28 protein-coding genes are annotated in these 26874 nt (G+C 69.1%); 12 read left to right on the top strand and 16 right to left on the bottom strand.

Going from position 1 to position 26874, the window contains the following annotated elements; all coding sequences use genetic code 11:
• Positions 1-161 precede the first annotated feature (161 nt).
• The 3 genes from AC07PV_RS18140 (at position 162) to AC07PV_RS18150 (ending at position 2353) form a co-directional block, all read left to right on the top strand.
• Positions 162-398, top strand: a complete 237-nt coding sequence (locus AC07PV_RS18140) for a hypothetical protein (protein WP_255591626.1) — start codon at positions 162-164, stop codon at positions 396-398.
• The gene (locus AC07PV_RS18145) at positions 395-1585 is read left to right on the top strand and encodes a phospholipase A (protein WP_494630975.1); all 1191 of its coding nucleotides are present in this window, start codon (positions 395-397) and stop codon (positions 1583-1585) included. The genes AC07PV_RS18140 and AC07PV_RS18145 overlap by 4 nt, the downstream gene beginning before the upstream one ends.
• A 378-nt stretch (positions 1586-1963) precedes the next feature.
• Complete coding sequence (locus AC07PV_RS18150) at positions 1964-2353, top strand: hypothetical protein (RefSeq protein ID WP_010466226.1); 390 nt, start codon at positions 1964-1966, stop codon at positions 2351-2353.
• 96 nt (positions 2354-2449) lie between these two features.
• Here the strand turns inward: AC07PV_RS18150 and AC07PV_RS18155 are convergent, their stop codons facing one another.
• Complete coding sequence (locus AC07PV_RS18155) at positions 2450-2929, bottom strand: universal stress protein (protein ID WP_494630977.1); 480 nt, start codon at positions 2927-2929, stop codon at positions 2450-2452.
• A 132-nt stretch (positions 2930-3061) separates the two neighbouring features.
• Between AC07PV_RS18155 and tgt the strand changes: the two genes are divergently transcribed.
• The 5 genes from tgt (at position 3062) to AC07PV_RS18180 (ending at position 8221) form a co-directional block, all read left to right on the top strand.
• Positions 3062-4234: a tRNA guanosine(34) transglycosylase Tgt gene (gene tgt, locus AC07PV_RS18160; RefSeq protein WP_218296885.1), complete on the top strand. Its 1173-nt coding sequence runs from the start codon at positions 3062-3064 to the stop codon at positions 4232-4234.
• A 109-nt stretch (positions 4235-4343) separates the two neighbouring features.
• The gene (locus AC07PV_RS18165; protein WP_494630978.1) at positions 4344-4811 is read left to right on the top strand and encodes a hypothetical protein; all 468 of its coding nucleotides are present in this window, start codon (positions 4344-4346) and stop codon (positions 4809-4811) included.
• 80 nt (positions 4812-4891) lie between these two features.
• On the top strand, positions 4892-6034 hold the full coding sequence (locus AC07PV_RS18170) for a GGDEF domain-containing protein (protein WP_255594833.1): 1143 nt from the start codon (positions 4892-4894) through the stop codon (positions 6032-6034).
• A 65-nt stretch (positions 6035-6099) separates the two neighbouring features.
• Entirely contained in the window at positions 6100-6669 is a 570-nt protein-coding gene (locus AC07PV_RS18175; protein WP_218296883.1) for a LuxR C-terminal-related transcriptional regulator, read from the top strand.
• 136 nt (positions 6670-6805) lie between these two features.
• Positions 6806-8221 carry a GGDEF domain-containing protein gene (locus AC07PV_RS18180; protein ID WP_218296882.1) on the top strand — a complete coding sequence of 472 codons (1416 nt, stop codon included), beginning with the start codon at positions 6806-6808 and terminating at the stop codon, positions 8219-8221.
• A 27-nt stretch (positions 8222-8248) separates the two neighbouring features.
• Here the strand turns inward: AC07PV_RS18180 and AC07PV_RS18185 are convergent, their stop codons facing one another.
• The 5 genes from AC07PV_RS18185 to AC07PV_RS18205 form a co-directional block, all read right to left on the bottom strand.
• The gene (locus AC07PV_RS18185; RefSeq protein WP_494631055.1) at positions 8249-9667 is read right to left on the bottom strand and encodes an FAD-binding oxidoreductase; all 1419 of its coding nucleotides are present in this window, start codon (positions 9665-9667) and stop codon (positions 8249-8251) included.
• A 21-nt stretch (positions 9668-9688) separates the two neighbouring features.
• Complete coding sequence (locus tag AC07PV_RS18190) at positions 9689-10744, bottom strand: serine endopeptidase (RefSeq protein ID WP_492254042.1); 1056 nt, start codon at positions 10742-10744, stop codon at positions 9689-9691.
• Between the two features lie 76 nt (positions 10745-10820).
• On the bottom strand, positions 10821-11624 hold the full coding sequence (locus tag AC07PV_RS18195) for a DUF2145 domain-containing protein (protein WP_218297003.1): 804 nt from the start codon (positions 11622-11624) through the stop codon (positions 10821-10823).
• Positions 11625-11701: 77 nt separating this feature from the next.
• On the bottom strand, positions 11702-12157 hold the full coding sequence (locus AC07PV_RS18200; RefSeq protein ID WP_494630980.1) for a hypothetical protein: 456 nt from the start codon (positions 12155-12157) through the stop codon (positions 11702-11704).
• A 105-nt stretch (positions 12158-12262) separates the two neighbouring features.
• On the bottom strand, positions 12263-12757 hold the full coding sequence (locus tag AC07PV_RS18205; protein WP_494630981.1) for a YiaA/YiaB family inner membrane protein: 495 nt from the start codon (positions 12755-12757) through the stop codon (positions 12263-12265).
• A 223-nt stretch (positions 12758-12980) separates the two neighbouring features.
• Between AC07PV_RS18205 and AC07PV_RS18210 the strand changes: the two genes are divergently transcribed.
• Positions 12981-14180, top strand: coding sequence for a saccharopine dehydrogenase family protein (locus AC07PV_RS18210; protein ID WP_494630982.1), 1200 nt, complete (start codon positions 12981-12983; stop codon positions 14178-14180).
• A gap of 136 nt (positions 14181-14316) precedes the next feature.
• A complete protein-coding gene (locus tag AC07PV_RS18215; protein WP_494631056.1) occupies positions 14317-15222 on the top strand; it encodes an EamA family transporter in 906 nt (301 codons plus the stop codon).
• A 121-nt stretch (positions 15223-15343) separates the two neighbouring features.
• Here AC07PV_RS18215 and AC07PV_RS18220 read toward each other — a convergent pair whose 3' ends face one another.
• Positions 15344-15862 (bottom strand): Lrp/AsnC family transcriptional regulator, encoded by a 519-nt coding sequence (locus tag AC07PV_RS18220; RefSeq protein ID WP_218384864.1) that lies wholly within the window; start codon positions 15860-15862, stop codon positions 15344-15346.
• A gap of 161 nt (positions 15863-16023) precedes the next feature.
• Between AC07PV_RS18220 and AC07PV_RS18225 the strand changes: the two genes are divergently transcribed.
• On the top strand, positions 16024-17040 hold the full coding sequence (locus AC07PV_RS18225; RefSeq protein ID WP_494630983.1) for a 1-aminocyclopropane-1-carboxylate deaminase: 1017 nt from the start codon (positions 16024-16026) through the stop codon (positions 17038-17040).
• A gap of 274 nt (positions 17041-17314) precedes the next feature.
• Positions 17315-18310: a Bug family tripartite tricarboxylate transporter substrate binding protein gene (locus tag AC07PV_RS18230; protein ID WP_218296874.1), complete on the top strand. Its 996-nt coding sequence runs from the start codon at positions 17315-17317 to the stop codon at positions 18308-18310.
• Positions 18311-18344: 34 nt separating this feature from the next.
• Here the strand turns inward: AC07PV_RS18230 and AC07PV_RS18235 are convergent, their stop codons facing one another.
• The 9 genes from AC07PV_RS18235 to AC07PV_RS18275 are packed head-to-tail and all read right to left on the bottom strand — an operon-like array spanning position 18345 to position 26831.
• Positions 18345-18953, bottom strand: coding sequence for a glutathione S-transferase (locus AC07PV_RS18235; RefSeq protein WP_218296873.1), 609 nt, complete (start codon positions 18951-18953; stop codon positions 18345-18347).
• Between the two features lie 14 nt (positions 18954-18967).
• On the bottom strand, positions 18968-20680 hold the full coding sequence (locus AC07PV_RS18240) for an FAD-dependent oxidoreductase (RefSeq protein WP_494630985.1): 1713 nt from the start codon (positions 20678-20680) through the stop codon (positions 18968-18970).
• Positions 20677-21417, bottom strand: coding sequence for an SDR family NAD(P)-dependent oxidoreductase (locus tag AC07PV_RS18245; protein ID WP_218384871.1), 741 nt, complete (start codon positions 21415-21417; stop codon positions 20677-20679). The genes AC07PV_RS18240 and AC07PV_RS18245 overlap by 4 nt, the downstream gene beginning before the upstream one ends.
• A gap of 20 nt (positions 21418-21437) precedes the next feature.
• Positions 21438-22190 carry an SDR family NAD(P)-dependent oxidoreductase gene (locus AC07PV_RS18250; RefSeq protein WP_218296870.1) on the bottom strand — a complete coding sequence of 251 codons (753 nt, stop codon included), beginning with the start codon at positions 22188-22190 and terminating at the stop codon, positions 21438-21440.
• A 28-nt stretch (positions 22191-22218) separates the two neighbouring features.
• A complete protein-coding gene (locus AC07PV_RS18255) occupies positions 22219-22962 on the bottom strand; it encodes an ABC transporter ATP-binding protein (RefSeq protein WP_255591621.1) in 744 nt (247 codons plus the stop codon).
• Complete coding sequence (locus AC07PV_RS18260; protein WP_218296869.1) at positions 22955-23719, bottom strand: ABC transporter ATP-binding protein; 765 nt, start codon at positions 23717-23719, stop codon at positions 22955-22957. Before AC07PV_RS18260 ends, AC07PV_RS18255 begins: the two co-directional genes overlap by 8 nt.
• Positions 23716-24660 (bottom strand): branched-chain amino acid ABC transporter permease, encoded by a 945-nt coding sequence (locus tag AC07PV_RS18265; protein WP_218341269.1) that lies wholly within the window; start codon positions 24658-24660, stop codon positions 23716-23718. The genes AC07PV_RS18260 and AC07PV_RS18265 overlap by 4 nt, the downstream gene beginning before the upstream one ends.
• A 5-nt stretch (positions 24661-24665) precedes the next feature.
• The gene (locus AC07PV_RS18270) at positions 24666-25568 is read right to left on the bottom strand and encodes a branched-chain amino acid ABC transporter permease (protein WP_218296867.1); all 903 of its coding nucleotides are present in this window, start codon (positions 25566-25568) and stop codon (positions 24666-24668) included.
• A 54-nt stretch (positions 25569-25622) separates the two neighbouring features.
• Positions 25623-26831, bottom strand: coding sequence for an ABC transporter substrate-binding protein (locus AC07PV_RS18275; protein WP_494630986.1), 1209 nt, complete (start codon positions 26829-26831; stop codon positions 25623-25625).
• Between the last annotated feature and the right edge of the window lie 43 nt (positions 26832-26874).

The raw sequence follows: 26874 nt of genomic DNA on the forward strand, positions 1-26874 counted from the left end.
CCCACCGCCGAAATGAACCACAATCCACGGCGGCGTGCCCCGCCGCGGCGGACAGGGGCCACCCGCGCCTGCGGGGCCGCTGGCTGGCCGAGCCGCCGACCCCCGCGCCGGGCGCCACGGCCACGCCGCAGTTGGGGCACCACGGCGCACTGGCACACAGCGTGCGTGGTACCGTGCAGCGTGGCGGCACCACGGCGCCGGTCAGCGGCGACGCCGATGGCGGCGACCCGACCCTGGAAGAATCGATCAACGGCATGAACATCAGCACCCCCTGGACGGGCCAGGTGGTGGATGGATCGTGCGGCAAGGAAATACGCGGAACATGGAACAACGCCACCCCCACCCCTTCAGCTCCATCGGCCCCTTTCGCGCTGCGCAGGCAGGCGGGGTGGCCATGACCGCCACGCCCGCCGCCACGCCATCGCGTCGCACGCTGGCGCTGCTGGTGGCCGCCGCGCTGGCGCCCGCCGGCGCCGCGCTGGCACAGGCGGTGGCACCGGCCGGCGCCACCGCCTCGGCGGCCGGGGGCGCAGAGAGCGCCTGGCGCCGCTGCACCGCCCTGTCCAGCGACAACCAGGCGCGCCTGGCCTGCTTCGACCAGTGGGCCGCCGACCAGCAAAGCTGGAATGCGCCGGGCGCCTCCGCCGCCGCCTCGGCCGTGCCGCCGCCCGTGGACACCACCCTGCCCGCCACCCGCGTCATCGACGTGGCCCGCACCGAGGGCTGCCGCGACCCGCAGTACAGCGACCTCTCGCGCTTCTGGGAGCTGGAATCGGGCAGCGACTGCGGCACCTTCAGCTTCCGGGGCTACCGGCCCATCACCGTGTCGGTGGTGGCGTCGAGCAACGTGAACCGCCAGCCCACGTCCGACGCGGCGGACCACTCGGCCACCGAATCCACGCCCTACCGCCGCACCGAGAACCGCATCCAGCTGTCGGTGCGCACCAAGCTCGCGCAGGGCCTGCTCACGCAGGGCCACCCCACGCTCAAGGATTCCGTGTGGTTCGGCTATTCGCAGCAGTCGTACTGGCAGCTGTTCACGCCCCAGATCTCGCGCCCCTTCCGCGCCACCGACCACGAGCCCGAGGTCATGTACGTCTACCCCACCACGGCGCAGCTGCCGTTCGGCTGGAAGTGGCGCTACAGCGGCATCGGCCTGGTGCACCAGTCCAACGGCCAGAGCAAGCCCCTGTCGCGCAGTTGGAACCGCGTGTACCTCATGACCGGCATGGAGCTTTCCAACAGCTTCAGCGTGAACGCGCGCCTGTGGAAGCGCGTGCCCGAAAGCTCGGGCAGCGACGACAACCCCGGCATCAGCGACTACGTCGGCCGGGGCGAGCTGTCGGCGTTCTGGAACGTCAACAAGGACAACACCGTGGGCGCCACGCTGCGCCACTCGCTGTCGAGCAGCGACCGGGGCTCGGTGCGCCTGGAATGGCTGCAGACGGTGGGCACGGGCCTTTTCGGCAGCAAGAGCAACCTGCGCCTGCACACGCAGCTGTTCAGCGGCTATGGCGACAGCATGATCGACTACAACCGCAAGCGCACCGTGTTCAGCCTGGGGCTGAGCCTGGTGGATTTCTAGCAGGGACATCCCCCTGAGGCGCTGTGCGCCGTCCCCCCGCTCTCGCTGCGCTGCGCGGGCAGAGGGACGCAGCCCTCGCTGCGGGGCAGCCCTTGCTTGGCGGCTCTGGCGCGGGCCGCGCCAGTCGCATACGCCTTGGGCAACGCAACGGCCGGGCGCAACCAAAGGCCAGACGCGCCACACACTCCACTCACAACTCGTTACGACATCGCCCTCAAGTTTCGCGCGCTGGCGCCGGGGCGCCGCCACAATGGCACGCGCACAGAAACCAGCGCGGCCCTGGCGAACGGCTCCCGATAAGAGCCCCTTTCCCACCGTTTTACCTGCCATTGCCCGCACCGTGCGCCCTCGACAATGCCGACAGAGAGGAACACACCCATGGACATGCAATACCAGCTCAAGGCAGGCAGCTACTACCTCTACGACATGCGCGAGGCGCCCAGCGCCGTGACGGGTGAGCGCAGGTTCAAGCTGAAAACCGATACCGTGGCGATTGCGTTCGATGCGCACACGGGCGAGGTGCACCAGCACGGCAGCCCCACGCGCATCCAGTCCTGGGCCAACAACACGCGCCGGCGCCTGCGGGCCGCAGGAGCCCAGGACGTGGCCAACGACATCGTGGTGGTGTCGGGCCCGCTGCCCGTGGACGAGCTCAACAAATGCCTGTGGGTGCGCGGCTACGTGCGCCGCATGTTCTCGCGCCTGGCCACCCTGCCCCACGGCAAGCTGCAGCGGCCCGCGGCCGAACCGTTTCGCAAGGCGGCCTGACACGCCGGGCAACCGTCCTCCGAAGATCCCCGCCAGGGCCGCGCACAGCGGCCCTTTTCTTTTCTGGGCCCCCCCGAAAAGATCTTGAACAGGTTCTCAGGCCTCGGTGTCCTCGGCCACGTCGCTTTCCAGCGCTTCCAGCACCTCGGCATGCTTGACGATGGTCACCGGCACCGGGCTCGCGTGCGCGACCTCCTGGGAGACCGAGCCCAGCAGCGCGCTGGAGATGGCGCCCTGCCCCTTGGCACCGATGATGACCATGTCGCAGCCCGAGCGCTCGATCATGTCCACCAGCGTATGGGCCACGTCGCCCACGCCCACATCGGTCTCGTAGGCCACGCCCGCCGCGTCGAGCAGCGCCCGCGCGGACGCCATGAGGTGCTGGCCGGCCTCCAGGCTGGCGGCGGCGATCAGGTCGGGGTCGCGCGTGGTCACCAGTTCGTACAGCGTGGCGGGTTCCTGCACGTTGGCCAGGACCACGCTGGCCTTCAGGCCCTGGCCCAGGAGCGCCAGCGCATGGTGCACGCCGTCCAGGGAGAGTTCCGAGCCATCCACGGCGATGAGGATCTTGAGCATGTTGTTCTCCTTGTGATGGGCTGGTAGCCCGTCTGGAACCAGTGTAGCGATGCGGCGCGCCAATGCCAGCCCATGTCCCTGCGGCCTGCCCGCACAAGGCGGGGGCGGCCCGTCTGGGACAATCGCCCCATCATGCTGCAGTTCGACCTCCTCAAAACCGACCCCACCAGCCACGCACGCCGTGGCACGCTCACGCTCAACCACGGCGTGGTGCAAACTCCCATCTTCATGCCCGTGGGCACCTACGGCACCGTCAAGGGTGTGATGCCGCGCAGCCTGCACGACATGGGCGCGCAGATCATCCTGGGCAATACCTTCCACCTGTGGATGCGCCCGGGCCTGGACGTGATGCAGAGCTTTGGCGGCCTGCACGGCTTTGAAAAGTGGGACAAGCCCATCCTCACCGACTCGGGCGGTTTCCAGGTCTGGAGCCTGGGCGCGATGCGCAAGATCACCGAAGAGGGCGTGACCTTCGCCAGCCCCGTCAACGGCGACAAGCTCTTCATGTCGCCCGAGGTGAGCATGCAGATCCAGACCACGCTCAACTCCGACATCGTGATGCAACTCGACGAGTGCACGCCGTACGAGACCAAGGGCCACCTCACCACCGAGGCCGAGGCGCGCAAGAGCATGGAAATGAGCCTGCGCTGGGCCAAGCGCTCGCGGGATGAATTCCAGCGGCTGGAGAACCCCAACGCGCTGTTCGGCATCGTGCAGGGCGGCATGTACAAGAACCTGCGCCAGGAATCGCTGGAGCGCCTGGTCGAGATGGATTTCCCCGGCTACGCCGTGGGCGGCGTGAGCGTGGGCGAACCCAAGGACGAGATGCTGGACATCATGGCCCACACGCCGCACCGCCTGCCCGCGCACAAGCCCCGCTACCTGATGGGCGTGGGCACGCCCGAAGACCTGGTGCAGGGCGTGGCCGACGGCGTGGACATGTTCGACTGCGTGATGCCCACGCGCAATGCGCGCAACGGCACGCTGTTCACGCGTTTTGGCGACCTGAAAATCCGCAACGCACGCCACAAGGCCGACCACCAGCCCCTGGACACCAGTTGCACCTGCTATGCCTGCGCGGGCAGCGCGGGCGTGTCGTGGGACGAGGGCGGGCGCGAGGGTTTCAGCCGTGCCTACCTGCACCACCTGGACCGCTGCGGCGAAATGCTGGGCCCCATGCTCACCACCGTGCACAACCTGCACTACTACCTGAACCTCATGCGCGAGGTGCGCGAGTCGCTCGACGCGGGCGCGTTCGCGCAGTTCCGGGCGCGCTTCAAGGCCGAGCGGGCCCGGGGCGTGTAACCACGATCGGAAGCTATAAAAACAATAGCTATCCGCGCCGGATAGACAAGCGCCAGAGGCCAAAATCACTCCAAGAATCCTGCACCAACTGCTGCGCTGGCCCGCGCGCATGCTGACCGGCCTGGGCAGCGGGCTGCTGGCCCTGCTGATCCTGTTCGAGGAATGGGGCTGGGTACCGCTGCAGCAGTTGCTGGCGCGCATCGGCCGCTGGCCCGGCCTGCGCTGGATCGAAGGCGGCGTGCGCGCCCTGCCGCCCTGGGCGGCGGTGGCCGTGTTCCTGCTGCCCACGGCGCTGCTGCTGCCCGTGAAGCTGCTGGCCCTGTGGGCGGTGGGCCGGGGGCACGTGGTGCTGGGCATGACCGTGATCGTGATCGCCAAGGTGGTGGGCACCGCCGTGGTGGCCCGGCTGTACAGCCTCACCCAGGCCGCGCTGATGCAGCTGCGCTGGTTCGCCTGGACCCATGCCCGCTGGATGGGCATCAAGCACGCCGTGCTGGAGCGCGCCCGCGCGTCATGGGCCTGGCGCGTGGCGCGGGTCATCCGGCGGCAGTGGCGGCTGCGCTGGCGCCGCCGCTGAGCGCCTCCCCCATCGCGACCACGAACCACAGACCACGGTCCCCGCCTGGGACCGCCACCAACCCGCCATTGCACCGCGACATGGGCATACAGCTTGACCTCCCCACCGTACTCCTGCTCTACAAGACCGCCCTGGTGGCCGGGGCCCTGAGCATCTTTCACGTCAGCCGGCATTCCTGCCGGCCCCAGGGGCTGCGGCCGCTGGCCGGGGCGTACCTGCTGCTGGCCATCGGCGCCGAACTGGCGGGCCGGGGCGAGTACCTCATCCTGCCGGACTGGCTCTGGACACACGGCAGCCTGCTGCTCGGCACGGTCGGCTATTGCCTCTTCTGGGCGGGCGTCCGGGCGCTGAGCGGGCGCAGGCGCATCCCGATGGGCTGGCTCGCCCTGGTGCCCGCGGGCTGGCTGGTGGCGGGCATCGCCACACAGTTTCCGCTGGACAACCTCCTGCGGGCCGGTGCCTTCCACGTGACGGCCACCGCAGCCCTGGTGGGCTCGGCCCATGAAATATGGCGCGACCGCCGCGCCGAGCCCCTGCCATCACGGGCCCTCCTGGCGGGGTTCCTGCTGGTCAGCGCCTTCATCTTCGCGCTGCGCCTGTTCTACATCGCCACCGAGAACGCCAGCTCCACCGGTTTCGCCCGGGCCTTCTACGTGCAGATGTTCTGCCACTTCGGCATCGCCCTCATGGTCTCGTCGCTCTCCAGCGAACGGGCCGAGGCTCGCCTGGAGCGGATGGCGCAGACGGACGCGCTCACGGGCGTGGGCAACCGCCACTGGGTCATGTCCCGGCTGCCCGCGCAGCTGCCGGTGGGCAGCGCCATCGCGCAGCTCGACCTGGACCACTTCAAGCGCATCAACGACCGCTTCGGCCACGCGGCCGGCGACCGCGTGCTGGTCGCCTTCGCCGAATGCCTGCGCCGCCAGCTGCGCGACTCCGACCTGCTCGCGCGCATGGGCGGCGAGGAATTCCTGGTCTACCTGCCCGATGTCTCGGCGGGCGACGCCACCACCATCGCCCAGCGCCTGTGCACGGCCGTGGCGCAGATCCGGCTGACCGAGAATGGCGAGGACATCCCCGTCAGCGTGAGCATCGGCCTGGCCTGCGTGGCCCGCGCCGGCGGAACCTGGGCCGACTGGCTGAGCGCGGCCGACCACGCGCTGTACGACGCCAAGAGCGCGGGCCGCAACCGCGTGGCGGTGGTGCACGAGCGCCCGGCCTGAGCCGCCCCTCCCGGCCGGGCGCGGACGCACCGCGCCAGGGGGCGGTTGCTGCAGAATGCCACCCCATGCCCGCACCCCCTGCCGTTCCGAACGAGGCGCTCGCACTGGCCTTTCACCTCGCGCCCGTGGGCATGTGCGTGACACGCGACCGCGCCATCGAGCTGTGCAACGATGCCTTCGCCCACATGTTCGGCCATGCCCAGGCCGAGCTGCTGGGCCAGCCGCTGGCGCCGCTGTACCCGTCGTTCGACGAGTTCACGCACACCGGCCACCGGGGCCTGAAGGCCATGCGCGACACGGGCGGCTACAGCGACGAGCGCATCATGCGGCGGCGCGACGGGTCGCTGTTCTGGTGCCACGTGGCGGGCCGCGCGCTCGACAGGGCCGACCCGTTCGCGCGCGCCGTGTGGATGTTCGAGGACATCTCGCACCGCCGCCCCGTCAGCACGCCGCTGACCGTGCGCGAGCGCGAGATCGCGCAGCACATCGTCACGGGCGCCACCAGCAAGCAGATCGGGCGCCACCTGGACATCAGCCACCGCACCGTGGACGCCCACCGCGCCCGGCTCATGCGCAAGCTGGGCGCCAGCAGCACGGGCGAACTGGTGGCGCTGCTGCTGGCAGGCCCCCCCTGACCCTCGCGGCGGGCGTTTGAAATCGTCAACAACGGTGTCCCGGGGGTGCCGGGCAAGCCCCCCACCACGCCCGGCCCGGGGACAATCGGTGGCACCCCCGCCCACCGCCCTCCCGCCGATCCACCGCCATCCACCCATGTACCGCCCTTTCGCGCTCCTGCGACCGCTTCCGCCGCCCCTGGCCTGGCTGGGGCTGGCCCTGCTGATCTTCGCCGCCTGCCTGGTGGGCATCTTTGCGCGGCCCATCGGTTTCCTGTCGGCGTTCTGGCCCGCCAATGCGCTGCTGCTGGGACTGCTGGTCCGCTACCCCCGGCTCGCGCGGCCGCCGGCCTGGGTGGCGGCCGCCGTGGGCTACCTGGCGGCGGACCTGGCCACGGGCAGCGACTGGTCCATGGCACTGTGGCTCAACGGGGCCAACATGCTGGGCGCCACGGCGGGCTGGCTGGTGCTGCGCCGCCTGGACGAACGCATCCGGCGCCTGCAGCGCACGGTGTCGGCGCTGTACCTGCTGGTGGCGGCGCTGGTCGCCAGCACCGTGGGGGCCCTGGCGGGCTGCGGCGCCGCGCCGGTGTACTTCGATACCCCCTGGACCGACCTGCTGTCCCTGTGGTTCAGCACCGAACTCATGAACTACATGCTCATCGTGCCGGTGGTGCTGGCCGCGCCCCGCGCCGACGACCCGCCGCCCGCCATGAACGCCCCGCAGGGCCTGCCGGGCGCATCGCTGTTCTGGCGCGTGGCCCCCGTGAGCTCGCTGCTGCTGGCCGAGGGCATCCGCACCGTGGTCGGCGGGCCCGGCATGCTGGCCTTCGTGGTGCCGGGGCTGCTGTGGTGCGCGCTCAGCTACAGCCCGTTCACGTCCAGCCTGCTGTCGCTGGTGGTGTGCCTGTGGACCATGGCCGGGGTGGCCACGGGCGTGCTCAACTTCACGCCCGCGCATGCCAGCGACGTGTTCTCGCTGCGCGTGGGCGTCACGCTGCTGGCGCTGGGGCCGCTGGCCGTGGCCTGCGCCAGCGCCGCGCGCGCCGAGGCCCTGCGCCGCCTGGACCACGCCGTGCGGCACGACGACCTGACCGGCGTGCTCGCGCGCCGCGCGTTCCTGCAGCAGGGCGAGCGGCTGGTCGCGCGCTACCAGCGCGAATCCGCCGGCCTGGCCGTGCTGATGGTGGACGTGGACCATTTCAAGCAGGTCAACGACCAGCTGGGCCACGGCGCGGGCGACCAGCTCCTCGTCGGCCTCGCCCAGGCCATGGCCGGCGCGCTGCGCCCCCAGGACGTGCTGGGCCGCCTGGGCGGCGAGGAGTTCGCGGTGGTGCTGCCCGATGCCTCGCCCGCCGAGGCGCACGCGATCGCAGAGCGCCTGCGCAAGGTGGTGGAGCAGCAGACCTTTGGCGCCGCCGGGGGCGTTCCACGGCATGCCACCATCAGCATCGGCCTGGTGCACAGCGCCACGCTGGGCGGCGATGCCGACATGGACATGCTGCTGCTCGCGGCCGACGCGGCGCTCTACCGCGCCAAGGCGCAGGGGCGAAACCGGGTGATGATGGGGTAGCCCCCCGCGCCGGCCCGCGGCGTCCCTCTACAGATACTGCGCCCAGAGCATGTTGGTCATCCGCCCCGCAGGGTCCCAGACGGCCTTGGCCGCGCGAAACCGGTCCGCCTGCGGGTAGGCCGCCGCGAACTGCGCCCGCGTGGCATGGCGCTGGTAGGGCAGGTAGTAGGTGCCGCCATGCTGCAGGGCCAGGTCGATCAGCGCACGCGTCCACAGAGCCACTTCGGCACAGGCCTCGGGGCGGGTGCCCTGCTTGTAGTACAGCACCCACGAAAACACCTCCTCGCGCGCCCAGGCCATGATGGCATCGGGGTCGGGCGGCGCATGGCGCACCGAGATGTTGAGCACCTGCGCCCCATGCTGCTGCAGGATGCGGGCCAAGCCCCGCGTGAAAGCGGCGAACCGGGCCACGGGCACAAAGTACTCCTGCAGCACGTAGGTGGACTGTGCGCGGCTCGCGGGCTCCAGCGAGGCGGCATCCAGGCTGGCCTCGTGGTTGCGCCACACCACCGGCTGGCCACGCAGCAGCGCCGGGCGCACCACCTTGTGCTGCAGCTGGTGGCCGCCCGGCAGTTCGGTCATGGCCCAGATCACGCTCTTGTCCAGGTCATACCGCTGGCCGCGCGGCACCAGGCGCCCGGGCATGGTCACGGGCTTGTCGGTGTGGGCCCAGGTCACGGCGGTGGCGCGGTCGAAACGGGGGGGCAGCAGGTCGGCGTTGTGCATCACGGCCCGCGCGTTGGCGGCCACCCTGGCGGCAAAGAAGCCGGGGTAGTCGTCCAGCGCCACCTGGGCCACGGTGCGCTCGATGGCGGTGTTGGCATCCAGGTCCAGCTCCACCTCGGTGATCACCCCCAGCCCGCCATAGCCGCCCAGCGCGGCACGGAACAGGTCGGGGTGCTGCTGGCGGCTGGCCTCGCGCACCTCGCCGCTGGCGAGCACGATCTGCAGGGCCCGCACGGACGCGCCGATGGGCCCGTGCCCCACATAGCGGCCATGCACGTTCACCGACACGGAACCGCCCACCGTGAAGTTCGAGTAGCTCTGCATGGTGCGCACCGCCAGGTCGTGGGGATCCAGGTGGTCCTGCAGGTCGCGCCAGCGCATGCCGGCCTGCACGCGCACCGTGCGCGCCCCGGTGTCCAGCCACACCAGGGCATTCATGCCGCGCATGTCGATGTGCAGGCCGCCTTCCACGCCGACCTGGCCGCCCATGCTGTAGCGCCCGCCGCCCACGGCCACCGCGCCGGGCCAGTTGCGCACGGCCTGCGCCACGTCCTGCAGGCTGGCGGGCACCACCACCCGCGACACGCGCACGGGGTACAGGCGGGTCACGTTCTCGATCAGCGCCCCGGGCGCACTGTGGGCCGTCAGCGGCGCACAGGCCCCCGCCAGTCCGGCGGCGGCCAGCGCGCCCAGAAGCTCGCGGCGGCGCAGCCCCCCCATGGATGTCACGCGGGGACCCGCTCAGTCATCCCGCGCCAGCCGCACCCCCGCGCCCGTGCCGCAGGCATGGCAGAAGCGGGCGAAGGCGCTCTTGCGCGTGGTGCAGGTGCCGCAGTGGTCGAACAGGCCGATGCCGCAGTGCGGGCAGAAGTCGATCTTCTCGTTCTTCAAGTCCACGGGCCGCTCGCAGCCGGGGCACACGCTCTTGGCCAGGCGGGCCAGGGCCACGTCGTAGCTCAGCTCCTTGCGGCGCTCCTGGTCGGGCAGGGTTTCGGCCAGCTTCTGGCGCTCCAGGTAGCGGTTGAGCGCGAGGATGGCGTAGCGCCCCACCAGCGCCGTGATGCCGATGCCCACCACGTAGCGCACATAGCCGCCGTAGCTGGGCAGGTAGGGCACCAGCTCCACGAAGAACGCGAACAGCGCGAAGAAGATGAAGCCCCACACGAACGGCCAGTAGGTGCCCTTGCGCTTCTTCACGAACAGCCAGCCGGCGATGGCCAGCAGCGGCAGGGTGAGCGCCAGGCGGTACAGGAACACGCGCAGCTCCACCTTGCGGCGCTCGGCCTCCAGCTTCACGTAGCCATCGGCTTCCATGCTGTTCAGGCGCTCCTGCGTGGCCGCCGCCGCCTGGCGCGCGTCGAGCGCGGCCTGCTGCTGCAGCTCCACCGCCTGCTGGGTCTTGCGCTCGGCGAGCTTGAGCACATCGAGCGCCTGGGTGCGCGCAATGACCTCCGGGTCCTGGTCGACGCGCTGGGTGGCCGAGCGGGTGGAGAGCCAGTTGTTGAAGGTCTCGCGCGCGGCCTGCGTTTCGCTGCGGGCCTTGCTGCGCTGCAGCTGCGCCTGCTCCAGCGCGGTCTGCGCGTCCTGCTCGGCCTGGCGCGCGTCCTTGACCTGGGCGCGCAGCTTTTCAGCGGCCGGCTTGTCCAGGAAGTCATCCACGCGCAGCGGCGTCTCGACCTTGGGCAAATCGCCCACGATGGTGCCGCCCAGCCCGATGAGGAAGCTGGCGAACACCAGCGCCACCAGCCACAGGCCGCGGCGGAACCATTTTTCAGACAGCCGCAGTGATTTGCTCATGATCATTCCCCTCTGTAGATACTATGCATTTGATAGCTGCCAGCGCTTACCAGTCAAGCGCAATCGGCCCATTTCATCAATTCTTCACGGTCAGCACCACCGGCGCGGCCGCCAGCTGGGCCCGCTGCAGCCAGGCCAGCACCGAATCGACCGTGACGGTCTCGATGCGGTCCGAGAACCGCTTGTCGCCCGGGTGGTCGTCGAACGCGATGTTGGCCGAACCCACGCGCCCGCCCATCCGCGTGAGCGGCCCGAGCTTGAGCGTGGTCGGCTCGTAGCCCTTGAACTGCAGCCAGGCCTGCGCCTGCTCGCGGTTGCGCACCGTGGCGGGCTCCATGGCCACGGCCAGCGTTTCCAGCGCCCATTGGTTGGACTGCTGGTACTTGCGGCCCCACACGTAGCTCACCATGCTGTAGGGCGGGTGCTGCAGCGTCCTGGTGCGGGCCTTGTCCTGCAGCACGGCCAGCAGGCGCTGCTGCACCTCGGGCGTGGGCACGGCGTAGACGGCCTCGTAGCGCCACAGGTCGTCCAGGAAGAACTCGCCCAGGCCCTGCCGGTACAGGTGCCCCACGGCCGTGCCGCATTCGTTGAGCTTGTGGGCCACGCGCCAGGGGCCCTCGGGTGTCTTGTAGGCCCAGCCCAGGTGCGAATAGCGCAGGCCGTACTTGCTCAGGTCCTGCCCGGCGCGGGCGAGCACCACCACCTGGGCGCCAGACTTCGCATGCTCCGCGTCGAGCGCGGCGGAGGTCTGCTGCGCCAGTTGCATGCCGCGCTCGATCACCTTGGCCGGCACGGGCTTGGCGGCCTCGCAGGAGCGGCCCGCGTGGGCCGCTGGCGCCGCCAGCAGGGCCGCGCCCGCCACCAGGGCCAGGCCGAGCATGGCGGGGTTGAAGGAGCGCACGCGGGCATGCGCCGGGGTCGTCACGGTCATCTGCTGCACATCCATGGCGGTGCCCCTTACAGGCGCTCGTTGTGCAACAGCGCACGGCCGATGGCGTTGGGCACGAAGGCGATCGCCTCGCCCGCCACCGACAGCACCACGCCCGTGCCGATCACGCTGCAGGTCACCACCGTGCCCACGGTGTGCGCCGATGCGCCCACGCCCCGGCCCGCCACCTCGACGCTGACCTGGGCGCCGTCGGAGGCGCGCTCCAGCAAGTACACCGTGCCGGTGGCCGAGGCCTCCACCGTCTTCACGGTCAGCGCCGCACCCGCCACCGACAATGCGGCAGGCACCGCCACGACCGCGCCAGCGGCGGCGGACGCCACCGACGCCGTGCCCACCACCGAAGCGACAGGCAGCAGCGACAGCGCGGCCGAGGCCTCGCTCTGGGCGCGCGCGGGCAGGGCGGCCAGCGTGCACAGCAGGCCGGCGGCCAGGGCAAGGGTCAGGATCTTCGACAATTTCTTCATGGTTTCACTCCTCACAGGAGGTGCTGCGCAGTAGCGCGGCAGCACCGGTTTTTTTCAGGGCAACCTCCGAGCATCCGCCATGGGGCCAGGGCGAACGCCGGAAACTCAGCTGGCGTTGTTACCAGACGTAGCAGCATGTGCTGCGGCAGCTTCGCGGCGGCCTTGCAGGCGCGCTTCCAGCAGGTCAGCCTCGTGGCGGTCGCGCAGCATCTTGGCCAGCGTGAAGGCAGTGGTGATCAGGTACAGCCAGCTCACACCCAGGAAGGCCTTGTAGGTCACGTTGATCTCCATGCCGAACAGGCCCCAGCCGGTGAGGCCCATGGCCACCACGAAGCCGCCCCAGACCACCAGCTTCCACATGGGCGTGTCGCCCGCACCGCGGCGCGCGGCGCTCTCGTTGTCCCGCACGAACTTGGCCAGCACGAACGCGGCCGAGAGGCAGAACACATAGCCCATCACCATGAACGCCTGCTCCAGCTGCTCGCCCGGCAACCACGCCAGCCCCACGGCGCACAGGAAGACGGCGATACCGAACGAGACCCACACCTGGAGCTGCCATGCACGGGTGTCACGCTGGATGATGGTGGAAGAGGACGACATACAGGGGGTGGCCAGACAAGGCCGTGGTTGAACACGGAGCGGATAGTGCTGCCCCGACCCGCCGCCCGCCCCCACCAGTTGCGCCAGTGGCAATTGCACGGCTCCCGGGTATCGTTTGGCGATACTTTTATCACCCCAAACGCGGCACCTGGGCGACATGACAACACCCGCTTGTCTTTGACAATCGCAGCCATTGATTGCAAAGCCTGCACGGAGACCCCCCATGACCACCGCCAAACCCTTTGACATCGTCGTCCACGGCGCCACCGGCTTCACGGGCCGCCTGGTCGTTGAATACCTGCTGCAGCGCTACCCCGCCGGCAGCGGCCTGCGCTGGGCCATGGGCGGGCGCAGCGCCGACAAGCTGGCCGCCGTGCGCGAGGAAGTCGGCGCGCCCGCCGACACCCCACTCATCGTGACCGACAGCACCGACCCGGCCAGCCTGCAGGCCCTGATGGCCCAGACCCGCCTGGTGCTGACCACCGTGGGCCCGTACCAGCTCTACGGCAACGAACTCGTGGCCGCATGCGCCGCAGCCGGTGTGGACTACGTGGACCTGTGCGGCGAGCCCGCCTGGATGCGCCAGATGATCGACGCGCACGAAGCCACAGCCAAGGCCAGCGGCGCGCGCATCGTGTTCTCGTGCGGGTTCGACTCCATCCCGTTCGATCTGGGCGTGTTCCTGCTGCAAAAGGAATTCCGCCACCGCTTCGGCCACCCTGCGCCGCGCGTGCGCGGCCGGGTGCGCAAGATGAAAGGAACGTTCTCGGGCGGCACCGCGGCCAGCCTGAAGGCCACCATGGCCGCAGCCGCCACCAACCCCGCCGTGCTGGACCTGCTCAAGAACCCGTTCTCGCTCACGCCCGGCTTCGAAGGCCCGCGCCAGCCCACGGGCCACAAGCCCATGGTGGACGAGGCCCTGGCAGGCCCGGGCGGCGAAGGTGTCTGGGTTGCGCCATTCGTCATGGCCGCCATCAACACGCGCAACGTGCACCGGTCCAACTTTCTGCTGCAGCACGCCTACGGCGCCGACTTCGTCTACGACGAGATGCTGATCACCGGCACCGGCGAGAAAGGCGAGGCCATCGCCAACGCCGTGGCAGGCGACAAGTCGCTCGGCTCCGACAAGGGCCCCAAGCCTGGCGAAGGCCCCTCGCGCGAAGAGCGCGACGCCGGCTTCTACGACGTGCTCTTTCTCGGCACCGACGCGGACGGCCACAGCCTGCGCGTGGGCGTGAAGGGAGACCGCGACCCGGGCTACGGCTCCACCTCCAAGATGATCGCCGAGGCAGCCGTGTGCCTGCTGCTGGAGGCCACGGACACCCCCGGAGGCATCTGGACCACGGCGCCCGCCATGGGCGACAAGCTGATCACGCGGCTACAGGCGAACGCAGGGCTGAGTTTCGCGGTCGAGGCCGGCTGATCGCGCCCCTCGGACACGTGCAGGGCGTGTCCGTTTCTGACCGAAACCCGGCCGGCCACGCACGGCGCGCGCCCTGAGGCTGTCAGACAATCAGGGCCCCTGTTGTTGCCGCTGCCCACCTGCCATGAACACCTCCTTGCGCCCCCGCGACCTCTGCCTGGCATTGCTCGTCATCCTGGTCTGGGGCCTGAACTTCGCCGTCATCAAGGTGGGCGTAACCGACATTCCGCCCATGCTCCTGGGCGCGCTGCGCTACCTGCTGGCGGCATTCCCGGCGCTGCTGTTCGTGCGGCCGCCCAAGGTTCCACTGCGCCTGTATCTGCTGTACGGAATGACGATGGCCGTGGGCCAGTTCGCGCTGCTGTTCACCGCCATCCACATCGGCATGCCCTCGGGCCTGGCGTCGCTGGTGCTGCAGGCACAGTCGTTCTTCACACTGCTGCTGGCCGCGTGGTGGCTGCGCGAGCCGTGGCATGGCAACCAGGTGGCGGGCCTGGCGCTGGCGGCGGTAGGGCTGGTGCTGATCGGCAGCGCGCACGGCGCGTCCATGCCGCTGGCAGGGTTTGCGCTCACCGTGGCCGCGGCCGCGATATGGGGCTGCGGCAATATCGTGACGCGCGCCGTGGGCCGCCACGGGCCGATGAACCAGTTCGCCTTCATCGTGTGGTCCAGCCTGGTCGCACCGCTGCCCTTCGTGGCACTGTCGCTGTGGGTGGACGGGCCCGGCGCGGTGCTGTCGGCGGTGCAGCACCTGTCGTTGAAGTCGATGGCCGCCGTCGCGTACATCGCATGGATCTCCACGCTGCTGGGCTTCGGGCTGTGGACGTACCTCATGTCGCGCTACCCCGTGAACCGCGTGGCGCCGTTCACACTGCTCGTGCCCGTGGTGGGCCTGACCACCGGCTGGCTGGTGTTTGGCGAGGCGCTGCAGGCGGTGCACTTTGCGGGGGCCGGGCTGCTGATGGCGGGGCTCGCGGTGAATGTGTTTGGAGGGACTGTGTGGGAGAGGCTCAAGGGCCGGGGGCGGGCGCAAGCACGCTGACAAACTCTGCAACCGTTCGGGCTGAGCCTGTCGAAGCACCCGCAAGGCTTCGACAGGCTCAGCCCGAACGGTTGGTGTGGCCGCCGCATGAGAACTCTCGCAAGCCGTGAACGCAGGCGAATCACACCGCCAACGGCAACTCCGTGGTCGACAGCACATTGCGCAGCACCATGAACGAGCGCACCTGGCGCACGCCCGGCAAGTACAGCAACTGCTCGGCGTGCAGGCGGTTGAAGCTGTCGTTGTCGCGCGTGCGCACCAGCATGAAGTAGTCGAACTCGCCGGTGACCACATGGCATTCCATGCAGCCGGACACCTTGGCCGCGGCCTTCTCGAACGCCGCGAACGAGTCGGGCGTGGAGCGGTCCAGCACCACGCCGATCATCACCAGCATGCCCGCGCCCACCGCGCGCGGGCTGAGCAGCGCCACGACCTTGTCGATCAGCCCCAGGCGCTTGAGCCTCTCCACGCGCCGCAGACAGGCGGGCGGGCTCAGGTGCACCTTCTCTGCCAGTGCCACGTTCGACAGCGAGGCGTCGCGCTGCAGCAGCCGCAGGATGGCCTTGTCGGTGCGATCCAGGGTCTCCATCGTTTCCGCTGTGGCATCCACATTCTTTGCACGAACTTTTGTTGCGCTCATTTGCTCATCACCGAAATTTGTATCACTCATTATTCATTGATCAGCATCAAAACGCCAACTTTCACGCAGAGTTCACAACCACGTTAAGTGCTTGTTTTCCTACGATGGATGCACGGCAGACGCCCCGGTCTGCGCTCCCATCACCGCTTGAGGAAACCGCCATGAACCTGCAGAAATTCGCCCGCCACCCGCTGACCTTCGGGCCCTCGCCCATCACCGCGCTGCCGCGCCTGTCGGCCCACCTGGGCGGCAAGGTGCACCTGTATGCCAAGCGCGAGGACTGCAACTCGGGCCTGGCCTTTGGCGGCAACAAGACGCGCAAGCTCGAATACCTCATCCCCGAGGCGATCGCGGGCGGCTACGACACGCTGGTCTCCATCGGCGGCATCCAGTCCAACCAGACGCGCCAGGTGGCCGCCGTGGCCGCGCACCTGGGCATGAAGTGCGTGCTGGTGCAGGAGAACTGGGTCAACTACTCCGATGCGGTGTACGACCGCGTGGGCAACATCGAGATGAGCCGCATCATGGGCGCCGACGTGCGCCTGGACGCTGCGGGCTTCGACATCGGCATCCGCCCCAGCTGGGAGCAGGCCATGGAAGACGTGAAGAAGGCCGGCGGCAAGCCCTTCCCCATCCCGGCCGGCTGCTCCGAGCACCCGTACGGCGGCCTGGGCTTCGTGGGCTTTGCCGAGGAAGTGCGCCAGCAAGAGAAGGAGCTGGGCTTCCAGTTCGACTACATCGTCGTGTGCTCGGTCACGGGCAGTACGCAGGCCGGCATGGTGGTGGGCTTTGCGGCCGACGGCCGGGCGCGCAAGGTGATCGGCATCGACGCATCGGCCAAGCCCGAGAAGACGCATGCCCAGGTGCTGCGCATTGCACGGAACACGGCCAAGCTGGTGGAACTGGGCCAGGAGATCACGGCCGAGGACGTGGTGCTGGACACGCGCTACGGCGGCCCCGAATACGGCCTGCCCAATGAAGGCACGCTCGAAGCCATCCGCCTGTGCGCACGCCAGGAAGGCATGCTCACCGACCCGGTGTACGAAGGCAAGTCCATGCACGGCATGATCGACATGGTGCGCAAGGGCGAATTCCCCGAAGGCTCCCGCGTGCTGTACGCGCACCTGGGAGGGGTGCCGGCGTTGAACGCCTACAGCTTTCTTTTTCGCAACGGCTGACGCACCGCCGCGCGAGGAAACGGAGCAACAGCGCCTGTGCCGGCTGGCCGGGCTGTCCGTGATCTGAGCGCCCCCCGCTCTGCCCTCACAAGACCTGCGCATGCCGCCCGGTCTTCCACCGCCATGGTCCCGTGCCCTCATCTCATCGCCCTGGCGGCCTCGACAACTCCGCAGTAGCGACAGGCGTGGCCAGAGCGAGACGAAGACTGGCGCGCCTTCCCCTTGTTCACAGCCGCAACGCAGGGTGAACAACCCGCACCAGAAGGACCGCCACATGAAATGCCCACAGCCCAAAAGACGCACCAGCGTCGCCTTGTTGTTCATGGCAGCCATCGCAGGCTTGGGTTGGGGGCGCATGGCGCACGCCGATGGCTACCCCGCCAAGCCGGTGCAGCTGGTGGTGCCCTTTCCGCCCGGCGGGGCCGTCGACATCGTGGGCCGGCTCATCAGCAAGAAGCTGGGCGAACGCCTGGGCCAGGCGGTGGTGGTCGAGAACAAGGCCGGCGCGGGCACCATCGTGGGCGCATCCTTCGTGGCCAACGCTCCGGCCGACGGCTACACGCTGCTGATCAGCTCGGGCTCCACCTTCACCGTCAACCCGGCGCTCAACAACAAGCTGCCGTACGACCCGGTCAAGAGCTTCGAGCCCATCGGCATGGTGGCGCGCGTGCCGCTGATCCTGCTGGCCCACCGCGATGTGCCGGTGGCCAACCTCCCGCAGCTGATCGCGGCGGTGAAGCGCGCTCCGGACAAGTTCTCCTACGGCTCGTTCGGCAGCGGCACCACGGGCCACTTTGCCGCCGAGCTGATGTGGTCGGCCACCGGCATCCAGCTGATGCATGTGCCCTACCGGGGCAGCGCACCCGCCATGAGCGACCTGATCGGTGGGCAGATCCCGTTCACCATCGACACGGTGGCGGCCGCGCTGCCGCAGCTCAAGGGCGGCAAGATCAAGCCCATCGTGGTCACCGGCGCGGCGCGGGCCACGCAGCTGCCGGATGTGCCCACGGTGGCGGAAAGCGGCTTCGCCGGTTTTGCCGCGGATTCGTGGCTGGCCGTCGTGGCGCCGCGCGGCCTGCCCGCCGAAGTCAAGGCGAAGCTGGGCAAGGCCCTGGCCGAGACCATGGCGGATGCCGAGATCCGCAGCAAGCTCATCGCCAGCGGGCTGGAGCAGTCCTATGCCAGCGGCGACGCCGTGCTGGCGCGGATCGAGGACGAACTGCCGCGCATGCGCGCGATCGCCCAGCGCGCGAACATCCGGGCGGAGTGAGCGCGGCAGCGATGGGGCGCTGGCGCGCGCCGGATCACAGCGCCCAGCTCGCCTGCAATGATGGACGCTTTGAAAATGCCTCGTACCAGGCCGCAACGGCGGGATGGCGCTGGCGCCATCCGAAGTCCGCAAACCTGAGATCCAGGTACCACAGCGCACAGGCCACCGTGAGCGTGCCGATGTCCAGCCGCTGCGGCGCGATGAGTGCGGGGTTCGCGGACAGATGGGCCAGCGAAGTCTCGGCCTTGTCCAGCTGCGCGGCGCGCCACTCTGGCCAGCGCAGCGGCTCGGGCCGCGCCACGTCCTCATAGCGGGCGATCAGCGCGCCGTCGAGGATGCCGTCTCCGAGCGCCTGCAGCGTCAGCGCATTCCAGCGCGCATCGCCACTGCGGGGAAACAGCGTTCCGTTGCCGATCTCGTCGAGGTATTCGCAGATGACGCGGCTGTCGTACAGCACGGCGCCCTCATCGGTGATGAAGGTCGGCACCTTGCCCAGCGGGTTCCTGGCGATGATGTCCCGGTCGCGCTGCACCGGATTGGCGTTGGACGGCAGCAGCTGCACGCGGTCGCTGAGGCCCAGCTCGTGCGCCGTCACCAGGCACTTGCGCACGTAGGGGGAGAACGGAGAGAAGTAGATCTGCATGGAAGTTCACCGGTTCATGGATGGGAAGGCGCAGCCTGCGCAAGCTGTCGGCCGGCGATCCACCCGAAGGTCAGAGCCGGCCCCAGGGTGATGCCGGGCGCGGGGTACTCGCCCCCCATCACCGAATGCATGTCGTTGCCCGCCACGTACAGGCCCTCAATGGGTTGGCCGGCCGCATCGAGCGCCTGGGCATCCTCGTTGCAGGCAATGCCCACGGCGGTGCCGATGTCGCCAGCGAACACCTTCACGGCATAGAACGGTCCCTGGCGCAAGGCACCGATGCAGGGGTTGGGCTGGTGCGCCGCGTCGCCCAGGTAGCGGTTGTATTCGGTGCTGCCCTTGCCGAAGTCGTCGTCGCGCCCCTGGTCGGCCTGCGCGTTGAAGCGCTCGGCCGTGGCCTGCAGCGCGGCGCCGCCGATGCCCAGGGCATCGCCGAGCGCCCGCAGTGTCGGCGCCTTCACCAGGTAGCCGGCCTTGACGAGGTGATCGCGCGGCCGCCCGCCCGGCAACGCCAGGCCCATGCCCCATTGCTCCATGAAGTCGCTGTCGCAGACCAGGTAGGCCGGCAGCGTGGGCACCGTGGCGTGGGAGCGGTACATCGCCCGCACGAACTCGTGGTACGAGGTCGCTTCGTTGACGAAGCGCTGGCCGGCCCCGTTCACGGCCATGAGGCCGGGCTTGGCGCGGTCCCACACCAGGTGCGGGTAGCGCACGACCGAGCCATCGGGCCGCTGCAGCACGGAGACCGGGGCCCAGAACGCCGGACTGGTGTGGCCTTGCCCCAGCGTGGCACCCGCCTGGCGCGCCAGCGCGATGCCCTCGCCCCGGTTGCCCTGCGGCGACATGGACCAGGGCCCCGTCGGCGCGGGGTAGTGCGCACTGCGCAGTTCCTCGCTCCAGGGGAATCCCCCCGTGGCCACCACCACGCCGCGGCGTGCCCGCACCTGCACCGGCTTGCCCGCGCGCACCAGCGAGATGCCCACCACCGCGCCATGGGACACGTCCAGCTTCTGCACCGCTGTGTCCAGCCAGTAGTCGATGCCACGGTCGATCACGCTCTTGAAAAGCCGGGCCGCCAGCGCATTGCCCAGCACCAGGCGCGTGCCACGGTGGTAGCCGCGCAGCCGGTCGGAAAAATAGCGCAGTACGAGCTTCATGCCTTCGCGCCAGGACGTGAACGAGCGCGTGACCGCCAGCAGGTGCTTGGCATCGGTCATGGTCACCATCATCCCGCCCAGCACCATGAATTCGGGCAGGGGATCGCGCAGTTCCTTGAAATGCGCGCCCAGTTCACGCCCGTCGAACATCGCCGGGTCGAGCGAGCGGCCGCCGAAGGCCGCGCCCTCGCGGTCGGGGTAGTAGTCGGGCGAGTAGCTGCGCGCGACCAGCCGCACCGCGGTGTGCTTCTCCAGGTAGTCGACCATGCCGGCGCCGTGGCGCACGAAGGCCTGCTGCATCCCTGCCGGCGCGGCATCGCCCACCGTGTTGCGCAGATAGGTCCAGACCTTCTCGAAGCTGTCGGGGTGGCCCACCTGCGCCGACTGCGCATTGAGCGGCGCCCACACGGCCCCGCCGGACACGGCGGTGGAGCCGCCCACGCGGTCGGTCTTCTCCACCAGCAGCACGCTGCAGCCTTCGATCTTCGCGGTCAGCGCGGCGGCCATGCCGCCCGCGCCCGCACCGATGACGACGACGTCGTACTCGGCGTCCCAATGCGGCGCCGTCATGCGCCCGACCCGCCCAGCGACTTGCCGCCATCGACGAACAGCACCTGCCCGGTGATGAAGCCCGTCTGCGGCGACACGAGGAAGGCCACCGCCTGGGCGATGTCTTGCGGACTGCCAGCCTTGCCCGTGGGCTGCAGCGCGAGCTGCGCCGCCAGCCGCTCGGGCGTGAGCGCGCGCAGGATGGGCGTGTCGATCAGCCCCGGCGCGATCGCGTTGACCAGGATGCCGCGCGGCGCCAGTTCCATGGCACTGGCGCGCGTGTAGCCCACCACGGCCGCCTTGGAGGCCACGTAGTGCGGGTGGTTCTTCGCCCCCAGGTACGCGCGCGAAGCGATGTTCACGATGCGGCCGCCCTCGGGCATGGTCTTGGCTACTTCCTGTGTGAGCGTGGCCACGGCGATGAGGTTGACCTCGTAGGCACGGCGGAAGTCGTCGTTGCTCACCTCCAGGAACTTGCGCTCGTCGAAGATGCCGGCGTTGTTGACCAGAGCGCGCACCGGGGGCAGGGACTGCACCAGGCCACGCACGGCCGCTTCGTCCGTCAGGTCGAGCACGCGGCACTGCACATCCAGGCCCAGGCCCTTCAAACGGCCGGTCTCGCGCTGCGCCAGGGCTTCATCGCGGTCCACCATCACCACGGCGTAGCCGTCGCGGGCCAGGCGTTCGACGGTGGCCAGGCCCATTCCACCGGCCCCGCCGGTGACCAGGGCAATCGGTTTGCTGTTGTTGTCGTCCATGTTTTTTCCGAAGATTTCGATCAAGCCGAGAGAAAGCCGCCATCGACGGGCAGCACCACACCATTCACATAGCTGGCCATGTGGGAGGAAAGAAAGACCACGGGTCCGACGATTTCCTCGACCTCGCCGCCGCGGCCCGCGGGCACGCGCTTCATGTACCAGTCCGTGCCGCCGGGCACGGCCAGCTGCGGGGCGACCATCTCGGTCAGCATCAGCCCGGGCGCGACCGCATTGGCGCGCACCCCAAAAGGCGCCAGGTCGCGGGCCAGCACCTGGGTCAGCGAACGCACGGCGCCCTTGGAGGCGACATACCCGGCCGACGAGATGCCGCTCACGAATGCCACGATGGACGACAGGTTCACGATGCACCCCCGGGTCTTCTTCAACGCCGGCACGAAGGCATGCGTGACGTTGAACAGGCCCTGCAGGTTCACGTCGATGAGGCGGTCCCACACCTCGGGCGCGTGCGGGTCGTCGATGCGCGCGCGGCCGGAAATGCCTGCGTTGTTGATCAGCACGTCGATCGGGCCGATGCGCGCCTGCAGGTCCGCGGCGCAGGCCTGGACGGCGGCCCGGTCGCACACGTCCAGCACCACGCTCCAGGCCTCGCCGCCGGCGTCGCGGATGCGCCGGGCCGTGGCCTCGGCCTTGTCCGCACCGATGTCGGCGCAGATCACCTTGGCGCCCTCGTTCGCGAAGCCCAGCGCAATGGCCGAGCCCAGTCCCCCGCCGGCGCCGGTCACCAGCGCGAGCTTGCCTTTCAACAAATCCATCCAATTTCTCCTGCTGAATGGGCGCCGTTCAGACGCCGAGGTAGGCCCGGCGCACGGCCGGGTCGTCCATGAGCTGGGCCGCCGCGCCCTGCAGCGTGATCTCGCCGTTTTCCAGGATGTAGGCGTGGCTGGCCACCGTGAGCGCCAGGCGCACGTCCTGCTCCACGAGCAGGATGGTGAGACCCTGCTCCCGGTTGAGCCGCTGGATCGCCTCGAATATCTGCTCGACGAGCAGCGGCGACAGCCCCATCGAAGGCTCGTCGAACATGATCAGCCGCGGGCGGGACATGAGTGCGCGGCCGATCGCCAGCATCTGCTGCTCGCCGCCCGACAGCGTGGCCGCCCGCTGCTCGGAGCGTTCCTTGAGCCGCGCAAACAGGGTGTAGACCTTGTCCAGGTCCTCGGCGATCGCGGCGCGGTCACGGCGCAGGAAGGCGCCCAGCTCCAGGTTCTCGCGCACGCTCATTTCCTTGAACACCTCGCGCCCCTCGGGCACCTGCACCAGGCCCCTGCGGACGATCTCGTCGGACGGCTGCCGGTGGATGGGCTCGCCGGCGAAGTGGACCTCGCCGGCGGTGGGATCGATGAGGTGCGAGATCGCGTTCAGCGTGCTGCTCTTGCCGGCACCGTTGCTGCCCAGCAGGGCCACGATGGCGCCCTGCGGCACGGCCAGGCTCACGCCCGAGAGCGCCTGGATGGCGCCGTAGGAGGCGCTGATGCCGCGCACTTCGAGCAGTGCGCCCTGGCTTGGTTGCTGCATGGGATCAGGCATGGGCCGCTCCCTTGCCGAGGTAGGCTTCGATCACGGTCGGGTTCTCGCTGATTTCCTTGGGGGTGCCTTCGGCGATCTTCTGGCCGAAGGACATGACGGTGATGCGGTCGGAGATCGACATCACCAGCTGCATCACGTGCTCGACCAGGAGCACGGTGATGCCGTCCTTCTGGGCCAGTTCGGTCAGCAGGTGGTCCAGGTTCTCGATGTCCCGATTGCGCAGGCCGGCCGCCGGTTCGTCCAGCAGCAGCAGGCGCGGCTTGAGCGCCAGGGCGCGGGCGATCTCCAGCAGCTTCTGGTGGCCGAAGTCGAGTTCCTTGGCGCGGGTCTCGCGGTCGTGGGTCAGGCCCACGCGCTCGATGAGGCTGTCCACCAGGTCGCGGATCTCGCCGCCGGGGCGGCGCAGCAGCCGGCCCAGCGTGTTCGCGCTGTGCGAGTGGCAGCCCAGCAGCACGTTCTCGTACACGCTCAGGTCGCCGAACAGCTCCAGGTTCTGGAAGGTGCGCGCGATGCCCATGCCTGCCATGCGCGAAGGTGCATGGTGCGTCACGTCCTCGCCGTCCACAACGATGCGGCCTTCGGTCGGCTGGTAGTAGCGGGAGATGCAGTTGAAGGTGGTGGACTTGCCGGCCCCGTTGGGGCCGATCAGCGCATGGATCGAGCCGCGCGCCACGTCGAACGAGAGGCTGTTCACGGCCACCAGCCCGCCAAAGCGCACGGTGATGCCGGAGACTTCCAGGAAGGGGCGCGTGCTCATGCCTGCACCCCCTTGGCGGGCTTGCGTGCCACGCGGCGGTTGCGGTCGGCGAACAGCCCCTTGGGCATGAACATCATGAACCCCATGAGGATCACGCCATAGATGATTTCCTGCACCGACATGAGCTGGCGCAGCAGCTCGGAGATCAGGCCGAAGGCAATGGCGCCGGCCACCGCGCCGCGCACCGAGCCCATGCCCCCCACGACGACCATGGTGAGCACCAGGATGGTGGTCTGGAAGCCCAGGCTCTCCGGGTGGATGAACGAGGTGAACAGCGTGTACATGCCCCCGGCGATGCCCGCGAAGGCCGCCGAGATGGCGAACGCGCTCTGCTTCATGGCCTTGACGTTGATGCCCATGGCCATCGCGGCCACATCGCTCTCGCGCACGGCCCTGAGCGACGAGCCGTACTGTGAGCGCGCCAGCGCCACGGTGAGCCACAGCATCAGCCCCGCCAGCACCACCACGAAGGGGTAGGCCTGCAGGTCGTTGGTCAGCCTGTAGCCGAACAGATTGGCCGGATCCATCTTCATGCCGTTGGAGCCGCCCGTGACGCGCTCCCAGGTGAGGAAGACCCATTGCATCGCCTCGCCGAAGGCGAATGTGGCCAGGGCCAGGTAGATGTCGCGCATGCGCAGCGCCAGGTAGCCGATGAGGTAGCCGAGCACGGCCGACAGGGCCCCGCCGGCCAGGACGGACAGCACGAAGGGCGGGTGCCATGCCGTGTTGATGATGCCGGCCGTGTAGATGCCGATGCCGAAGAACGCGGCGTGCGCCAGCGCGAACTGGCCCGATTCGCCGATCACGACGTGCATGCCCAGGGCCAGCACCACGAAGACCATCAGCAGGTTGACCACGTACAGGACATAGCCCGACACGGCGAAGGGAAGGATCAACAGAACCAGGGCGGCAGCGAGCAATGCCCAGTGATCGCGGGTCATGGTTTTCATACTTTCTTGACTTGGGGCTTGCCGCCCAGGATGCCCTGCGGACGCACGATCAGCGTGACCAGGATGGCCAGGAAGGGCGCGACCACGATGGCGTTGGTGGAGATGAACAGGCCCACCAGGTTCTCGACGATGCCGATGACGAGGCCGCCCAGCACGGCGCCCGGCAGGCTGGTGAAGCCGCCCACGATGGCCGCCGCGTAGGCCAGGATCGCGATGTGCGCGATGTCCGGCGTGATGAGGATCTTGGGGGTGATGAGCAGGGCGGCCAGCGCGGACAGCAGGCCCGCCATGGCCCACACCATCATGCGGATGCGCGACAGGCGGATGCCGACGATCTGCGCGGCGCGCGGGTTCATGCCCACGGCCCGCATCGCCTTGCCGATGCGCGTGTGGTTGAACATCAGGTAGATCAGCACCATCGCGGTGATGGAGGCGGCGAAGATCGCCACGTCGAGCCGCGTGAGAAAGGCGTCTCCGATGATCACGGGGTCGTTGGAGACCAGGGGCGGCAGCGAGCGCGGCGTGTCGCCCAGCCCGGTCTGGCGCACCAGGCCCTTGAGCATGTAGGCCAGGCCCAGCGTGGCGATCACCAGCTGCGGGCCCACGCCCTTGGAATGGGTCACCCGCTCCATCACCACCCGCTGGAAGAGCGCCGCGCCCACCGCCACGGCGACCACCGTGACGGGGATGACCACGGCGTACGACCAGCCCGCGATCAGCAGCAGGGACAGCGCCACATAGCCGCCGATCATGAAGATCTCGCCCTGGGCGAAGTTCGGCACGTCGGTGGTCTTGAAGATCGCGACGATGGCGATGGCCAGCAGCGCATAGACGCTGCCCGTCACCAGGCCGGAAAGGATGCCCTGCTGCAGAAACAGCCAAATCTCACTGAAACTCATGGCGATGGAGGGGCGGCCGCACGCGGGCGTGGACCGGCCCCTTCTCCTGGTTGGTTACTTGGGCTGGTAGGTCCAGAGGCTGCGGTAGGCGCCGGGGACCGCGGTCATGTTGGTGCCGTCGAACTTGAGGTAGATGGCCGACTTCTGGCCCGCGTGGTCGGTGGGCGTGAGCTCGATCGGGCCGGCCATCACGTTCGACTCGAACTTGGTCTGCGACAGCGCGGTGAGGAACTTCTCCCGCGTGAGCTGCGGGCCCGCGGCCTTGAGCGCGTTGACCACGGTCATCGCCGACGGGATGCCGTAGGGCATGTAGGTCTGCGGATAGCCTGGCTTGGCGGCCAGCTCGGGGTAGTAGGCCTTGTACATGTCGTAGACCCACTTGAGCTTGGGGCCGCCGGCCACGTCGGCCATCACTTCCTGCAGGTAGACGTTCTTGAACGCATCCTTGCTGCCCACGTTCTCGACCAGCTGCTTGAGGTCGGCCGTGCCGTTGACGGCGATCACGATGGGTTTGGTCCAGCCCAGCTCCTGCGCCTTCTTGACCAGCAGGCTCACGGGGCGCGCGTAGGTGGTGATCAGCAGCACGTCGGGGTTGGCGGCGCGGATCTTGAGCATCGGCGCGGTCACGTCGGTCAGGTTCGGCGCGACCGACTGGACCTGCAGGTCCACCCCGAGCTGCTTGGCCTGGAACTCCGCCGCTTCGAGGTTCCACCCGCCATAGGCATCGTCGTGGTTGATGTAGCCGATCTTCTTGCCCTTGAGGTGCTCGGCGGCGAACTGCACCATCGAGCCGCCCACCGCGCGCTGGGAGATGGAGAACGCGCCGTAGATGTACTTCGACGGCGGGTACAGGGCACCATCGCCCGACGCGTTGAGCATCACCAGGGGGATCTGCGAGCGTTCCACGTACTCGCGCGCGCCCACCACGGCGGCAGAGCAGGAGCCCCCGTTGAGCGCGAAGACCTTGTCCTGCTCGGTGAGCTTCTTCACGGCGGCCAGCAGGTCGTTGGCGTTGCAGCGGTCGTCCTCGACCACCAGTTCGATCTTGCGCCCGTGGATGCCGCCGTCCTTGTTGATCTTGTCGTAGTACATCTTGGCCGCGTTCATCACGTCGAAGCCGTAGGCCATGGAGTTGCCCGACAGCGGCCCGAACAGGCCGAGCTTGATGGTCTTGTCGGTCAGGCCCGGTTCGGTCTGCGCCTGCGCGCAGAGGGTGGAAAGTGCGGCCACGCAGGCCACGAGCAAGGACTTGGCTGGTTTCACGAGAGTCTCCTTTTTTTGAGGGGTGAGGTAACGGGGGAGCGCA

It is taken from the genome of Acidovorax sp. GW821-FHT09A11 (assembly GCF_059418365.1).

Bases quoted from the DNA above. Each gene is read 5' to 3' on its own strand.
- AC07PV_RS18250 (WP_218296870.1), bottom strand. From the start codon at position 22,190: ATGGATTTGTTGAAAGGCAAGCTCGCGCTGGTGACCGGCGCCGGCGGG.
- AC07PV_RS18200 (WP_494630980.1), bottom strand. From the start codon at position 12,157: ATGAAGAAATTGTCGAAGATCCTGACCCTTGCCCTGGCCGCCGGCCTG.
- AC07PV_RS18180 (WP_218296882.1), top strand. From the start codon at position 6,806: ATGTACCGCCCTTTCGCGCTCCTGCGACCGCTTCCGCCGCCCCTGGCC.
- AC07PV_RS18175 (WP_218296883.1), top strand. From the start codon at position 6,100: ATGCCCGCACCCCCTGCCGTTCCGAACGAGGCGCTCGCACTGGCCTTT.
- AC07PV_RS18170 (WP_255594833.1), top strand. From the start codon at position 4,892: ATGGGCATACAGCTTGACCTCCCCACCGTACTCCTGCTCTACAAGACC.
- AC07PV_RS18235 (WP_218296873.1), bottom strand. From the start codon at position 18,953: ATGCAGATCTACTTCTCTCCGTTCTCCCCCTACGTGCGCAAGTGCCTG.
- AC07PV_RS18150 (WP_010466226.1), top strand. From the start codon at position 1,964: ATGGACATGCAATACCAGCTCAAGGCAGGCAGCTACTACCTCTACGAC.
- AC07PV_RS18225 (WP_494630983.1), top strand. From the start codon at position 16,024: ATGAACCTGCAGAAATTCGCCCGCCACCCGCTGACCTTCGGGCCCTCG.
- AC07PV_RS18210 (WP_494630982.1), top strand. From the start codon at position 12,981: ATGACCACCGCCAAACCCTTTGACATCGTCGTCCACGGCGCCACCGGC.
- AC07PV_RS18240 (WP_494630985.1), bottom strand. From the start codon at position 20,680: ATGACGGCGCCGCATTGGGACGCCGAGTACGACGTCGTCGTCATCGGT.
- AC07PV_RS18195 (WP_218297003.1), bottom strand. From the start codon at position 11,624: ATGCTCGGCCTGGCCCTGGTGGCGGGCGCGGCCCTGCTGGCGGCGCCA.
- AC07PV_RS18205 (WP_494630981.1), bottom strand. From the start codon at position 12,757: ATGTCGTCCTCTTCCACCATCATCCAGCGTGACACCCGTGCATGGCAG.
- AC07PV_RS18185 (WP_494631055.1), bottom strand. From the start codon at position 9,667: ATGGGGGGGCTGCGCCGCCGCGAGCTTCTGGGCGCGCTGGCCGCCGCC.
- AC07PV_RS18265 (WP_218341269.1), bottom strand. From the start codon at position 24,660: ATGACCCGCGATCACTGGGCATTGCTCGCTGCCGCCCTGGTTCTGTTG.
- AC07PV_RS18270 (WP_218296867.1), bottom strand. From the start codon at position 25,568: ATGAGTTTCAGTGAGATTTGGCTGTTTCTGCAGCAGGGCATCCTTTCC.
- AC07PV_RS18190 (WP_492254042.1), bottom strand. From the start codon at position 10,744: ATGAGCAAATCACTGCGGCTGTCTGAAAAATGGTTCCGCCGCGGCCTG.
- tgt (WP_218296885.1), top strand. From the start codon at position 3,062: ATGCTGCAGTTCGACCTCCTCAAAACCGACCCCACCAGCCACGCACGC.
- AC07PV_RS18255 (WP_255591621.1), bottom strand. From the start codon at position 22,962: ATGCCTGATCCCATGCAGCAACCAAGCCAGGGCGCACTGCTCGAAGTG.
- AC07PV_RS18230 (WP_218296874.1), top strand. From the start codon at position 17,315: ATGAAATGCCCACAGCCCAAAAGACGCACCAGCGTCGCCTTGTTGTTC.
- AC07PV_RS18165 (WP_494630978.1), top strand. From the start codon at position 4,344: ATGCTGACCGGCCTGGGCAGCGGGCTGCTGGCCCTGCTGATCCTGTTC.
- AC07PV_RS18145 (WP_494630975.1), top strand. From the start codon at position 395: ATGACCGCCACGCCCGCCGCCACGCCATCGCGTCGCACGCTGGCGCTG.
- AC07PV_RS18260 (WP_218296869.1), bottom strand. From the start codon at position 23,719: ATGAGCACGCGCCCCTTCCTGGAAGTCTCCGGCATCACCGTGCGCTTT.
- AC07PV_RS18245 (WP_218384871.1), bottom strand. From the start codon at position 21,417: ATGGACGACAACAACAGCAAACCGATTGCCCTGGTCACCGGCGGGGCC.
- AC07PV_RS18155 (WP_494630977.1), bottom strand. From the start codon at position 2,929: ATGCTCAAGATCCTCATCGCCGTGGATGGCTCGGAACTCTCCCTGGAC.
- AC07PV_RS18220 (WP_218384864.1), bottom strand. From the start codon at position 15,862: ATGAGCGCAACAAAAGTTCGTGCAAAGAATGTGGATGCCACAGCGGAA.